This window comes from Duganella sp. GW821-FHT01E12 (assembly GCF_059422325.1).
The window spans coordinates 112,330-124,104 of record NZ_JBWKWR010000007.1 but is presented as its reverse complement, the minus strand read 5'-3'; the positions used below and the strand labels follow the sequence as shown (position 1 = coordinate 124,104).

The 11,775-nt window shown below is 63.1% G+C and carries 11 protein-coding genes; 7 read left to right on the top strand and 4 right to left on the bottom strand.

The genetic code is table 11. From position 1 onward, the window contains the following. The 6 genes from recJ (at position 1) to AC07WS_RS19930 (ending at position 5,111) form a co-directional block, all read left to right on the top strand. Entirely contained in the window at positions 1-1,695 is a 1,695-nt protein-coding gene (gene recJ / locus AC07WS_RS19955) for a single-stranded-DNA-specific exonuclease RecJ (RefSeq protein ID WP_494730766.1), read from the top strand. Positions 1,696-1,785: 90 nt separating this feature from the next. Then, on the top strand, positions 1,786-2,757 hold the full coding sequence (locus AC07WS_RS19950) for a DUF2268 domain-containing putative Zn-dependent protease (RefSeq protein WP_494730765.1): 972 nt from the start codon (positions 1,786-1,788) through the stop codon (positions 2,755-2,757). A gap of 157 nt (positions 2,758-2,914) precedes the next feature. Further along, on the top strand, positions 2,915-3,457 hold the full coding sequence (locus AC07WS_RS19945; protein ID WP_494730764.1) for an LptA/OstA family protein: 543 nt from the start codon (positions 2,915-2,917) through the stop codon (positions 3,455-3,457). A gap of 193 nt (positions 3,458-3,650) precedes the next feature. Beyond that, the gene (locus AC07WS_RS19940) at positions 3,651-4,088 is read left to right on the top strand and encodes an antitoxin Xre/MbcA/ParS toxin-binding domain-containing protein (protein WP_444846786.1); all 438 of its coding nucleotides are present in this window, start codon (positions 3,651-3,653) and stop codon (positions 4,086-4,088) included. Beyond that, positions 4,089-4,778, top strand: coding sequence for an RES family NAD+ phosphorylase (locus tag AC07WS_RS19935; RefSeq protein ID WP_494730763.1), 690 nt, complete (start codon positions 4,089-4,091; stop codon positions 4,776-4,778). It abuts the gene before it with no gap. A 3-nt stretch (positions 4,779-4,781) separates the two neighbouring features. Beyond that, a complete protein-coding gene (locus AC07WS_RS19930) occupies positions 4,782-5,111 on the top strand; it encodes a DUF2288 domain-containing protein (protein ID WP_494730762.1) in 330 nt (109 codons plus the stop codon). Here the strand turns inward: AC07WS_RS19930 and AC07WS_RS19925 are convergent. After that, complete coding sequence (locus AC07WS_RS19925; protein WP_494730761.1) at positions 5,108-6,949, bottom strand: carbohydrate-binding module family 20 domain-containing protein; 1,842 nt, start codon at positions 6,947-6,949, stop codon at positions 5,108-5,110. The genes AC07WS_RS19930 and AC07WS_RS19925 overlap by 4 nt on opposite strands. 228 nt (positions 6,950-7,177) lie before the next feature. Here AC07WS_RS19925 and AC07WS_RS19920 point away from each other — a divergent pair, with 228 nt between their 5' ends. Then, a complete protein-coding gene (locus tag AC07WS_RS19920; RefSeq protein WP_494730760.1) occupies positions 7,178-7,864 on the top strand; it encodes a GntR family transcriptional regulator in 687 nt (228 codons plus the stop codon). Between the two features lie 7 nt (positions 7,865-7,871). On the opposite strand, the gene AC07WS_RS19915 is transcribed toward AC07WS_RS19920, so the two are convergent. The 3 genes from AC07WS_RS19915 to AC07WS_RS19905 form a co-directional block, all read right to left on the bottom strand. Then, positions 7,872-9,233: an 8-oxoguanine deaminase gene (locus AC07WS_RS19915; RefSeq protein WP_494730759.1), complete on the bottom strand. Its 1,362-nt coding sequence runs from the start codon at positions 9,231-9,233 to the stop codon at positions 7,872-7,874. Between the two features lie 77 nt (positions 9,234-9,310). Next, positions 9,311-10,669: a nucleobase:cation symporter-2 family protein gene (locus AC07WS_RS19910; RefSeq protein ID WP_494730758.1), complete on the bottom strand. Its 1,359-nt coding sequence runs from the start codon at positions 10,667-10,669 to the stop codon at positions 9,311-9,313. 181 nt (positions 10,670-10,850) lie between these two features. Further along, entirely contained in the window at positions 10,851-11,750 is a 900-nt protein-coding gene (locus AC07WS_RS19905) for a LysR family transcriptional regulator (protein ID WP_494730757.1), read from the bottom strand. Positions 11,751-11,775: the final 25 nt, after the last annotated feature.

Sequence of the window (11,775 nt, the reverse complement as noted above, 5' to 3'; positions counted from 1 at the left end):
ATGACCCGTATCGCCATCCGCCCCTGCCCGTTCCGCGAATCCGAAATGCTGCGCCAGGGCGGCATCCATCCCGTGCTGGCGCGCCTGTACGCGTCGCGCGGCCTGACCGACGTCAAGGAGCTGTCGAGCGAGCTGGCGTCCATGATCCCGCCATCGGGCTTGCTGCACATCGGCGCCGCCGCCGTGTTCCTGGCCGACTCCATCGCCGCCGGCAAGCGCATGGTGATCGTGGCCGACTACGACTGCGACGGCGCCACCGCCTGCGCGGTCGCGCTGCGCGGCCTGCGCGCCATGGGCGCCAACATCGACTTCATCGTGCCTAACCGCTTCGAATACGGCTACGGCCTGACGCCGGAGATCGTCGAACTGACGGCGCGCGAGAAGCAGCCGGACATCATCATCACCGTCGACAACGGCATCGCCAGCATCGATGGCGTGGCGGAGGCCAACCGGCGCGGCATCGAAGTCGTCGTCACCGACCACCACCTGCCGGCCGACACCCTGCCCGCCGCGCGCGTGATCGTCAATCCGAACCAGCCGGAATGCGGCTTCCCGAGCAAGCATATCGCCGGCGTCGGCGTGGTGTTCTACGTGCTGCTGGCGCTGCGCGCGGAGCTGCGCAAGCGCGGCGTGTTCGACGCCCAGACCCAGCCCAAGCTCGACAACCTGCTCGACCTGGTCGCGCTGGGCACCGTGGCCGACGTGGTGCGGCTCGATCCGAACAACCGCATCCTGGTGGCGCAAGGCCTCAAGCGCATGCGCGCGGGCCGCATGCACGCCGGCGTGGCGGCGCTGTTCCGCGTGGCCGGCCGCGAGCCGCGCAACGCCAATCCCTTCGACCTGGGTTTCGCGCTGGGCCCGCGCCTGAACGCGGCCGGACGGCTGGAGGACATGTCGCTGGGGATCGAATGCCTGATCACCGACGACGAGGGCCGCGCATGGCAGCTGGCGCAGCAGCTCAATGAAATCAACCTGAAACGGCGCGAGATCGAAGCCGAGATGCAGGACGCCGCCTTGCTGCACCTGGACGCGTTCGAGCCGGCCAACAGCAGCACCATCTGCGTGTTCGACGAATCGTGGCACCAGGGCGTGATCGGCATCGTCGCCTCGCGCCTGAAGGAGAAGTTCTTCCGGCCGACCATCACCTTCGCGCCCGGCGCGGACGGCTGGATCAAGGGTTCCGGCCGATCGATTCCCGGCTTCCACCTGCGCGACGCGCTGGACCTGGTGTACAAGAAGGCGCCGTCGCTGATCGACAAATTCGGCGGCCACGCGATGGCGGCCGGCCTGACGCTGCGCGCCGACGCCTTCGACGCCTTCGCCGCGGCCTTCGAGGAAGTGGGCCGCGCGTGGCTGAGCAAGCAGCAGCTGGAACGCGTGATCGAAACCGACGGCCCGCTGGAGGACGCCTACTACACCACCGCCTTCATCGACCTGATGGACGGCCAGGTGTGGGGCCAGGGCTTCGCGCCGCCGGTGTTCTGCGACGAGTTCCGCGTGGTGAGCCAGCGCATTCTGAAGGAGCGCCACCTCAAGCTGCTGCTGGAGAAGAACGGCGCCCGCTACGACGCCATCTGGTTCGGCCACGTCGACTCGCTGGGCGAGCGCGCCAAGGTCGCCTTCCGGCTCGACGCCAACGAATACAACGGCGTCACCAAAGTGCAGCTGATGGTGGAGCACGCAGAGCCGGTGTAGGCGAACGCGCGAACGTTCCAAATGGATAAGATGTTATTCTTGACATCTGTCGGTCGGGTTTCGGCTAACTATCCAATTGGGAGCTCGCGCATGAAAAAGAATTTTCGGTCGCTGCTAATGGCCATGCTGGTCTCGACAAACCTGGGGGCCGCGCAGGCCGCGCCTAGCCCTGAAATCCAAACCGGCGACATCGACCGCTTCTGGCAAGCGTATGATGCCGTGCACTCGACCGAGGACCGGCAAGCCAAGCTGGCGCAGTTCCAGCATCTGTATCTCGACCCGGCCACGCCCGGCCTGCGCGCGCTGATGGCCGCGCGGCGCTACACGCTCGCCGAGTACGTGGACGCCATCGACCTGTATCCCCGGTTCTGGAACTCGATCCGTCCGCTGACGGCGCGCGCAAAAGAAGCCGCCGGCCCCTTGGAAAAGGATCTGACCACCTTTCAGCGCCTGTATCCGGAATTGAAGCCCGCCAGCGTCACCTACGCGATAGGCATCCTTCGCACCGGCGGCACGACGATGGACGGGATGGTGTTGATCGGCGCCGAGATCGCACTTACGGACGAAACCGTCGATGTATCCGAGTTGCGCGAACCGCTGCGCACACGACTCGGCACTTACTTCAAGACGCGTCCATTTGCCAACAACGGGCAAAACAACGTCCACGAATACGTGCATACCCAGCAGCGTGAATCCGCCGACACGCTTGCCGCGCGGGTTGTGTATGAAGGCGTGGCCGAAGTCGTCGCCGAACTGGTGACCGGAAAGCGCCCGCCGTTGCAGCTCTACGTGTACGGCCCCGCGCACCGCGATGAGGTGCGCAAGCGCTTCGAAGCAGACATGGGCAAGGCCGATTGGAACGACTGGCTCTACAACAGCAGCAAAAACGTCTTCGGCGTATCCGACATGGGCTATTTCGTCGGCTATGAAATCGCGAAGAGCTTCTACGACCGCGCATCGGACAAGCGGGCTGCGATCCGTACGATGATTGAACTGGAATACGGCAGCACGACAGCAGTGCAGGATTTCATCGCCAGGTCGGGCTATCTGGCAACGCGATAGTATTCCTGGCCAGCCGTCCGTCGTGCAAAAATCGGCGCATCGAAGTCGCGCGGCGTAAGACCTTGGGTATTACAAAACGGTCCAAGTTCGACAGCCGGGATCAAACCCGCATCGACTCGCGGTAGTCTGCTAACGTGCGCTTTTTAAAGGGACATTTATGAGACTTCTGCTTGCGGTACTGGCGCTTTCACTCCCAATACTCGCTTCGGCGGAAAGAGCCGACAGATTCCAGAAAACCGTCATCTCCTATGACGGCGAGATGCATTACGACACCGTAAAAGGCATCAGCAAATTCAGCGACCATGTCGAGACATCGAAAGGCAGCCTGCTGATTTCGTCGGATTACCTGACGGCGGCGCAGTCGCCCGAGGGGGACTACCTCTACACCGTCAGTTCGTTGAAAGACAATGTCGCCAAATTCAAGCAGAAACAGGATGCGTCGAATGACAAATGGGTCAACGGCGAGGGCAAGACAATTGCGTACCGAGAGAAAGACGACCTTCTCACGGTCGATGGCAACGCAAAAGTCAAAATCATCGAAAACGGCAGCGTTACCAGCGAAGCGACAGGCGCCGTCATCACCTATGACGCCCGAACCGAGCAGATTTTCGTGAAGAGCATGAGCACCGCCGCTGATCCCGCTAAAAAAACGCGCTCCATGCTAGTGCTGATGCCCAAAGCCGATCCGCTAAAAAATTAGGCCGGACCACCAGTGGGGTCAAGTCTGACATTCGGACACGGCCTCTGCCGTAGCGCCTCCTACGGCAGAGGCCGTGTCCGAATGTCAGACTTGACCCCAAAGTTTCATAATTAGCAACACATAGCGACCCTGTTGATTCCCGATTGCTATCCATCCGAAAAAGGAGTATAACTACTCCAACAACGGAGGATTTATGAATCTTACCTACGCTTACCCCCGCAGCCGCTTCGAGCCAACCGTGCTGGTCGACCTGAACGCCAAGGCCGAACGCGAGCGCCTGTCCAAGGCCGCCCTCAAGGGCTTTTTCAAACTGGCCGCCGCCTGGAAACTGCGCGACGACGACGCCCGCGAACTGTTGGGCGGCATTTCCAGCAGCGCCTACTACGAGTGGAAAAAACACCCGGAACGCACGCTGGAGGTGGACTGCATCACCCGCATCTCCTACCTGCTGGGCATCTACAAGGCGCTGCACATCCTCTACGGCGACAAGCTCGCCGACGAGTGGATGGGCCTTGCCAACACCAACCTGATTTTCGGCGGCCGCACGCCGCTGGCCTATGTCGCCGCCGGCGGACTGCCCGCCATGCAGATCGTGCGCCAGTTGCTGGACGCGCGCCGCGGAGGACTGTAAGTGCCGGTCAGCCTGATTCCACCCTTAACCACGCTGCGCCAGTTCGACACTTGCCGTTTGCTGCCCTCGCGTTTCGCCGACATGGAAGACTCGGTCCTCGCGCCACTCGCCGACAACGAGAAGGATCTGCACGACCTGTTTGAACTGGATAACGCCACCAACGCGCGTCTGCAGGCGCAGAACGGCAACGCCACCGGCATCACGATGGATGAACTGGTGTTCGGCGTGCCGAACTTCCGCATCGTCAACGCCGCCTTTACCTACGCCCGTCCTGAAGGCAGCCGTTTCAACGGCGGCACTCGCGGCGCATGGTACTGCGCCTTCAATGTCGAAACCGCGCTGGCCGAAGTGAGCTTCCACAAGGCCGTCGAATACGCGGAGATCAACCGCTTCGACGACAGCGTGCAGTACCAGACCATGCTGGCCGATTTCACCGCCCCGTTCCACGACCTGCGCGGCCAGCTGCGCTATCTCGGCTGCCTGGCGCCGGACAGCTACATCGAATCGCAGCTGCTGGCGGAGCGCCTGCTGGAAGGCGGCTCGCTGGGCATCATCTACCCGAGCGTGCGGCTGGACGGCGGCATCAACCTGGCCTGCTTCCGCCCTGCGCTGGTGGGCAATGTTCGCAAAGGCGCGGTCTATCGGTTAACATGGCGGGGTAGCCCTGTACCGATCATCGAACTTATCTGAATCATGCAAACCAAACCTGAAAACGACACCGACCTGCGACTCAAAGTGAACCGCGAGACCGCGCGCCTGCCATGGGCCGAACTGCTCAAGCATTTCGCCGCCGGCAATGTGGTGTGGATCGCCAATTCGCTGGACCTGGTCGACGTGGCCGTGCGCATCTCGCACGACGACAAGACCAACATCGCCCAGTGGATGAACGCCGGCCTGCTCGCCAAAGTCAGCGACGAGCAGGCTGCGGGCTGGCTGGAGTCCAACGCCGAACTATGGGCGGTGGTCGTCAGCCCCTTCATCCTCGTCCAGCAGGAAAAGGCTGTTCCAGCCAGCGTGCATTAAAACTGGAAGCTGCCCGCGTCGAGCGTGACCGATCCGCCGCATGCCGGCGTGGTCGCCTCGCGATTGCCGCTGGCGGTGGACTGGTTGCTCTCCCAAACGGTGCTCACGCCGTACTTCATGAACTTGTACTGGATCGCCGTTGACGGCGGCAACTGGAAGGTGCGCGACCACGGCACATTCGCGCCACTGCCTTCGATGTTCAGCTGATCGCTTGCGCCCTGCACCCAGTTGCCCAACTCCGCGCGGTTGCCCACCACATACACGTTCTGCCCCACCACCGTATTCGCATTCGCCACGCGGAAGGTCACCGGCACCGTGGTGCACGTTGCACCGCCGCCCACCTTCTGATTGACGTGCAGCGCCACCGCAGGCACGGTCGCGCCGCCGTTGGCCGGGATGCTCACGCTGATCATGCCGTTGCTGCCGACGGTGACGCTGTCGCCAGTGCAGGCCGTGCCGGCGGCGTTCAACTGGCCATGCACGACGTTGCAGTAAGTCCCCGCAGGCAGCAGCGTTTGCAGCGATGCGTTCCAGGCTGCGTACTCGTTGTTGATCGCGACGAAGCCCTTGGCGCCGCGTCCAAACGCGATCTGGTTGGCGGTGCCGTTGGTGAAGTAGTCCACGCCCTGCCCCGACGTCGCCGCGCGGAAGGCGACCATGTTCGAGATATCGCTCCAGCGGTGGATGAAGTCCCACTGTTGGTTGATCAGCGGATTGCCGTTGGCGTCGAACGGGCTGGCGCTCGGCGGGGCCTGGTCGTAATTGGAGAAGCGGAAGCCCGAGTGCAGCTGCGCCGAACCGTAAGGCCAGGCCAGCATGAAGATGTTCGCCAGGTCGTAGCGCTTGGTGCCTTGCGTGTCGTTGGTGGTGCCGGAGACGTAATTGCTGGCCACCAGCGAGCTGCCGTTGCGCTCAGTATCCCAGTTATTGACGAAGACAGTCGCCTTCTCGCTCGGCACGAAGCCCCAGGTGCCACCCCAGTTGCCGGGCGTGCCCATGATGGCGCGTACCTGCGACAGGCTGGCGCCGTTCTCGTTGCGGAACATGGCTTTGAGCGCGAAGGTGTACTGGAATTCGTTCAGCGTGCCGACGCTGTAGTAGTCCGAGCGCACCACGTTACTGTCCGGGATCACCTCCTGCGTGATCCACAGCGCCTCGCCAGCCTTGGTGGTGTGCGTGACGCCGCCCATGATCGCCTGCAGATCGCTCGGCTGCATATGCTTGGCGGCGTCGAAGCGCACGCCGTCCACGCCCATGTTGATCAACTTCGTCAGGTAGGTCTGGACCTGGCCCTGCACGTAGGCGCCGTCGGTCTTCAAGTCCGGCAGGCCGCTCAGGCGGCAGAACATCACGTTGTAGCGATTACCCGGCGAGCCGTAGTCGCCGCCGGCGATGTCGCAGGCTGGATGGAAATCGCTGGAGCTGAAGTACGGATAGGCCAGGGTCGCGGAGTTCCAGGTTGTGCCGTCGGTGGCGGTGCCGGAACCGGCGGCCAGGTGGTTGACCACCACGTCCGCATACACGCGCACCTTGGCGGTGTGGCAGGTGTTGATCATGCTCTGGAACTCGGCCTCGGTGCCCATATTGCTCTTCAACGTGGCGAAGTTCACGGGCTGGTACACGTCCCACCACGCACCAAGGCTGGCCGAGGCCTGCGGCGGCGATACCTGCACCGCGCCAAAGCCCTGCGGTCCAAGCCAGTTGGTGCACTCCTTGGCGATGTCGTTCCACTTCCAGCGGAACATCTGCACCGAGGTGTCGGCGGGGTTGAATGCGGCATGCGCGGGCGCGAGGGCGCAAGCGCCCAGCAGGCCGGCGGCCAGTAAGGTTTTCTTCATTTTTCGTCTCCGTGTCGTTTTATTTGTATTTTGGGAAATACTGCACCCCAAACAAAATGTAGCAGAACTACAGTAAACAACAAGCGAAACACGATACGATTTTTGACAATCGCCCACAGGAATCGCTTCCATAATCTCTTTTTACGACACAGATGTAATGCGATTACCTCTGCAATACTGAGGTATCATGGGACGAAAAAACGACACTACGAAATTCATAGCCACTTCATGTCCATCACCCAGCCCGCCGAAAGCGCCAACGACATCGCCACCCATCTCGCCGAAGCCATCGCGGCGCGCAAGCTGCCGCCGGGGACCAAGCTGCGGGAGGAAGCGTTGTGCCGCCTGTATTCAGTCAGCCGCACCAAGATCCGCGCGGCGCTGCTGATACTGTCGAAGGACAAGCTGATTAACATGGTCCCCGACAAGGGCGCCATGGTCAGCCAGCCCAGCGAGCAGGAGTCGCGCGAGATCTTCGCCACGCGCCGCATCATCGAGGCCGCGCTGGCGCGCGAATTCACCGCCAAGGCCAAGCCGGCCGATTACCGGATGCTGGAGAAGCATTTGAAGGAGGAGCGCAGCACGCTGTCGCAAGTGCCGTCGAAGATGCGCCAGCAGCTGCTGGGAGATTTCCACGTGCTGCTGGCGGACGTGGTGGGCAATCAGGTGTTGAAGGAGATCGTGCGCGAGCTGGTGGGCCGCAGCTCGCTGATCACCATGCTGTATCAATCGGAGCGCGACGCCGCCTGCTCTTCCGACGAACACGCGGCCTTCCTGGCGGCGGCCCGCTCGGGCGACGCGGACAAGGCGGCGCAGCTGATGCTGCACCACCTGAGCCACGTGGAAGCGGCGCTCAACTTCGACGTCAACGCCAGCCCGGCCAAGCGTGACCTGGTCTCCGCGCTGCTGATGTAGCCAGCCGTCAGCGCGCGGCCTGCGCCAGTTGATGCGCCAGCACGTTGTGGCGTTCGATCACCACCGGCAGGTCGATGGTGCACAACACGCCGTCGCGCACCACCACCTTGCCGTTGATGATGCTGTGCGAGACATTCTGCGGCGTGCAGAACACCAGCGCCGCCACCGGATCGTGCAGCGCGCCGGCGAAGCCTATCGTATCGAGCTTGAACATCACGATGTCCGCCGCCATGCCCGGCTTGAGCGCGCCGATGTCGTCGCGGTTCAGCACCTTGGCGCCGCCCAGCGTGGCCATCTCCAGCGCCTGGCGCGCCGTCATCGCATCCGGCCCGAAGCCCACGCGCTGCAGCAGCATCGCCTGCCGCACCTCGCCCATCATGTGGCCTGAATCATTGGAGGCGCAGCCGTCCACGCCCAGGCCCACCGGAACGCCGCTGTCGAGCATCTTGCGGATCCGCGCGATGCCGGATGCCAGCCGCATATTCGAACATGGGCAGTGCGCAATCCCGGTGCCGGTGCGGCCGAACATGTAGATGCCGTCGTCGTCCAGTTGCACGCAGTGCGCGTGCCAGACGTCGCGCCCCACCCAGCCGCAATCCTCTGCGTATTCGGCCGGCGTCATGTTGAATTTTTCGCGGCTGTAGGCGATGTCGTTCGCGTTCTCGGCCAGGTGTGTGTGCAGCGAGACGCCGAAGTTGCGGGCCAGCGCCGCCGCTTCCCTCATCAAATCCCGCGATACCGAAAACGGCGAACATGGCGCCACCACGATGCGCTGCATCGCGTAGCGGCCGGCGTCGTGATAGGTTTCGATCAGGCGTTGCGTATCCTTGAGGATCGCGCCCTCCTCTTCCACCACACAGTCTGGCGGCAAGCCGCCCTTGGATTGGCCCACGCTCATCGAACCGCGCGCGGCATGGAAGCGCATGCCGATCTTGCCGGCCGCCTCGATGCTGTCATCGAGCTTGCAACCGTTGGGATAGATGTACAGGTGGTCGCTGCTGGTGGTGCAGCCGGACAGGATCAGCTCCGACATCGCCGCCAGCGTCGACACGTCGACCATCTCCGGCGTCAGGTTGGCCCAGATCGGATACAGATTGGTCAGCCAGTTAAACAGCTCGCCGTTCTGCGCGGCGGGGATCACGCGCGTCAGGCTTTGATACATGTGGTGGTGGGTGTTGATCAGGCCAGGCATCACCACATGGTTGGCCGCGTCGATGATCTCATCGGCCTGCTGCGGCAGATCGGCGCTGGAGCCGACTTGTTCGATCACGTTGTCGCGGATGTAGACGGCGCCGCCGGCGATTTCACGCCGCTCGTCATCCATCGTCACCAGCACGCGCGCATTTTTGATCAGTAGGGTTTTAGTCATATTTTCTATGATGGTTAAACACTGCGGAAACAATGCGCGGGCACTGCGGAAACAGTAGGGTTGATATCAGGCGTATTTTAAGCCGCTTCACGCTCGGAGGTCAGGAAAGCCTGCGGGACATCCTCTTCCTCATCGTCGTCGTTCAATTCCAGCGGACGCTCGGGCAGTACCAGGTTCAGGGCCACGGCCACCAGCGCGCCGACGGTGATGCCGGAGCCGAAGACTTCCTTGACGAAGGCTGGCAGCTTGGACAACAACTCAGGCCGCACCGTCACCGCTAGGCCGCAGCCGATGGCCACCGCCATGATGATGCCATTGCGCTTGGTGTGCTCCACATGGCTCAGCAACTGCACCCCGGCCGAGATGATCATCGCGAACATCATCAGGCCTGCGCCGCCCAGCACCGGCTGCGGTATCGTCACGACCACCGCGCCGAGGATCGGGAACAGCCCCGCCAGGAACAGCATCACGCCGGTCAGCGCGACCACGTGGCGGCTGGCCACGCCGGTCAGCGACACCACGCCGACGTTCTGCGCAAAAGTCGACACCGGAGGGCTGGACATCAGCGCGGCGAAGGCCGAACCCACGCCGTCGCACAGGATGCCGCGCGCCAGCGTCTTGCCGCGCATCTTGGTGTCGGTGGCGGCGCCCAGCGCCATGAAGGTGCCGGTGGTTTCCACCATCGTGACCAGGTAGGCGATCGCCATCGCGACCACGCCGGCCACCGGGAAGGTCATGCCGTAATGGAGCGGCTGCGGTAGCGCGAACACCTGTGCGTTCCGCACCTGCGAGAAGTCGATCATGCCCAGCGATACACACAGCAGGTAGCCGATGAACATGCCGATCACCACCGCCGCTGCGGATACAATCCCCTTGCCGAATTGGACCAGCATGATAACGGTAACCAGCACGAAGGCAGCGATGCCGAGATTGAGCGGCGAACCGTAGACAGCACCCGGCGCATGGCCGCCCGCCGCCCAGTCCACCGCCACCGGCACCAGCGACAAGCCGATCATCGTCACCACCACGCCGGTGACCGCATGCGGGAACAGCTTGCGGATCTTCGGCATGAAGCAGCTGCCGACGATCATCACCACCGAAGCCGCCAGCGACGAGCCAAGTATCGCCGGCACGCCGTGTTCCAGTCCGATGCTGATGGCCGCGCCGACGAAGGCGAAACTGGTGCCCATCACGCAAGGAAGCCTTATGCCGATTGGGCCTATGCCTTTGCACTGCACCATGGTGACGATGCCCGAGCCGAGCAAGGCGGCGTTGATCAAGGTGATGATCTGGTCGGCCGGCAGCTTGAGCGCCGCGCCCACCACCAGCGGCACGGCGATGATGCCGCCCAGCGCAGCGAGCATGTGCTGCGCCGCCAGCAATACGGTTGTGAATAGGGGTGGCCGGTCCTCGACCTGAAATAACAAGTGATTCATAAACGCGTCTCCGTCTGTCTTTTTTTATGGGCGTTACTTTGCAACTACAACCCGCACGGGCTGCCCTTAACCGTGCGTAGAAAGGATGCTTAGCAACGCAACAGCTCGTGACCGGCGCGTTTATTGACGACGATATTGCGCCTCGCCGGATACATTGTCAACGAATTTTGTATACAATTTTTTATCGAAGCGCGGCGTCGCCACGCAGCGTGGCGATGGCCAGGTCGAGGAAGGCGCGCAGCTTGCGGGACGAGTGGCGGCCTTCGTGATGCACCACGCTGACAGGCACCGGTGCGGGTTCGTAGCGCCCCAGAACGGCGACCAGGCGGCCGTCGGCAAGATACGGCGCGGCCATGTAGGACAGCACGCGGGTGATACCGAAGCCGGACAGCGCGGCGCGCAAGGCGGCGTCGTTGCTGGTGCTGCTCAAGCGGGGATGGATCTTTACCGTCTGCGCCTTGCCGTCGCATTCGAAGCGCCAGTCGTTGGTGGCCGTGACGGCGGTCGCCGCGATGAGGTCATGGCCGGACAGCTCCTGCGGCGTGGACGGCGTGCCGCGCAGGGCCAGGTATTGCGGCGACGCGCACAGCACCTGCCTCACCTGCCCCACGCCGATCGCCTGATAGCTGGAATCGGGCAGCACGCCGATGCGGATCGCCGCGTCCACGCCTTCGTCCATCATGTTGACCACGCGGTCGAGGAAGCGGCATTCGACATCGGTTTCCGGATAACGCCGCAGGTATTCGGTGACGATGGGCGTGACGTACATCGCGCCGAACATCACCGAGGCCGTGATCACCAGGCGCCCGCGCGGAGCACCGTGCGCGCCGGCGGCGGAGGTTTCGGTGTCCGCCACGTCGGCAAGGATGCGGCGGCAGTCCGCCGCGTAACGCGCGCCGGTTTCGGTCAGCCGCACCACGCGCGTGGTGCGCAGCAGCAGGCGCACGCCCATGCCCTCCTCCAGTTCCGTCACCGCGCGCGTGACCACCGGCGGGGATATCTTCAATTTGCGGGCGGCGGCGGCAAACCCGCCTTCGTCGACGACGGCCACGAAGATCGCCATGGCGGAGAGCTTGTCCATATTATTCCCAATTCAGAAATAGTGC

Excerpts from the sequence above, each read along its gene's own strand:
- recJ (WP_494730766.1), top strand. The coding sequence starts at position 1 with ATGACCCGTATCGCCATCCGCCCCTGCCCGTTCCGCGAATCCGAAATG.
- AC07WS_RS19950 (WP_494730765.1), top strand. The coding sequence starts at position 1,786 with ATGAAAAAGAATTTTCGGTCGCTGCTAATGGCCATGCTGGTCTCGACA.
- AC07WS_RS19945 (WP_494730764.1), top strand. The coding sequence starts at position 2,915 with ATGAGACTTCTGCTTGCGGTACTGGCGCTTTCACTCCCAATACTCGCT.
- AC07WS_RS19940 (WP_444846786.1), top strand. The coding sequence starts at position 3,651 with ATGAATCTTACCTACGCTTACCCCCGCAGCCGCTTCGAGCCAACCGTG.
- AC07WS_RS19930 (WP_494730762.1), top strand. The coding sequence starts at position 4,782 with ATGCAAACCAAACCTGAAAACGACACCGACCTGCGACTCAAAGTGAAC.
- AC07WS_RS19925 (WP_494730761.1), bottom strand. The coding sequence starts at position 6,949 with ATGAAGAAAACCTTACTGGCCGCCGGCCTGCTGGGCGCTTGCGCCCTC.
- AC07WS_RS19920 (WP_494730760.1), top strand. The coding sequence starts at position 7,178 with ATGTCCATCACCCAGCCCGCCGAAAGCGCCAACGACATCGCCACCCAT.
- AC07WS_RS19915 (WP_494730759.1), bottom strand. The coding sequence starts at position 9,233 with ATGACTAAAACCCTACTGATCAAAAATGCGCGCGTGCTGGTGACGATG.
- AC07WS_RS19910 (WP_494730758.1), bottom strand. The coding sequence starts at position 10,669 with ATGAATCACTTGTTATTTCAGGTCGAGGACCGGCCACCCCTATTCACA.
- AC07WS_RS19905 (WP_494730757.1), bottom strand. The coding sequence starts at position 11,750 with ATGGACAAGCTCTCCGCCATGGCGATCTTCGTGGCCGTCGTCGACGAA.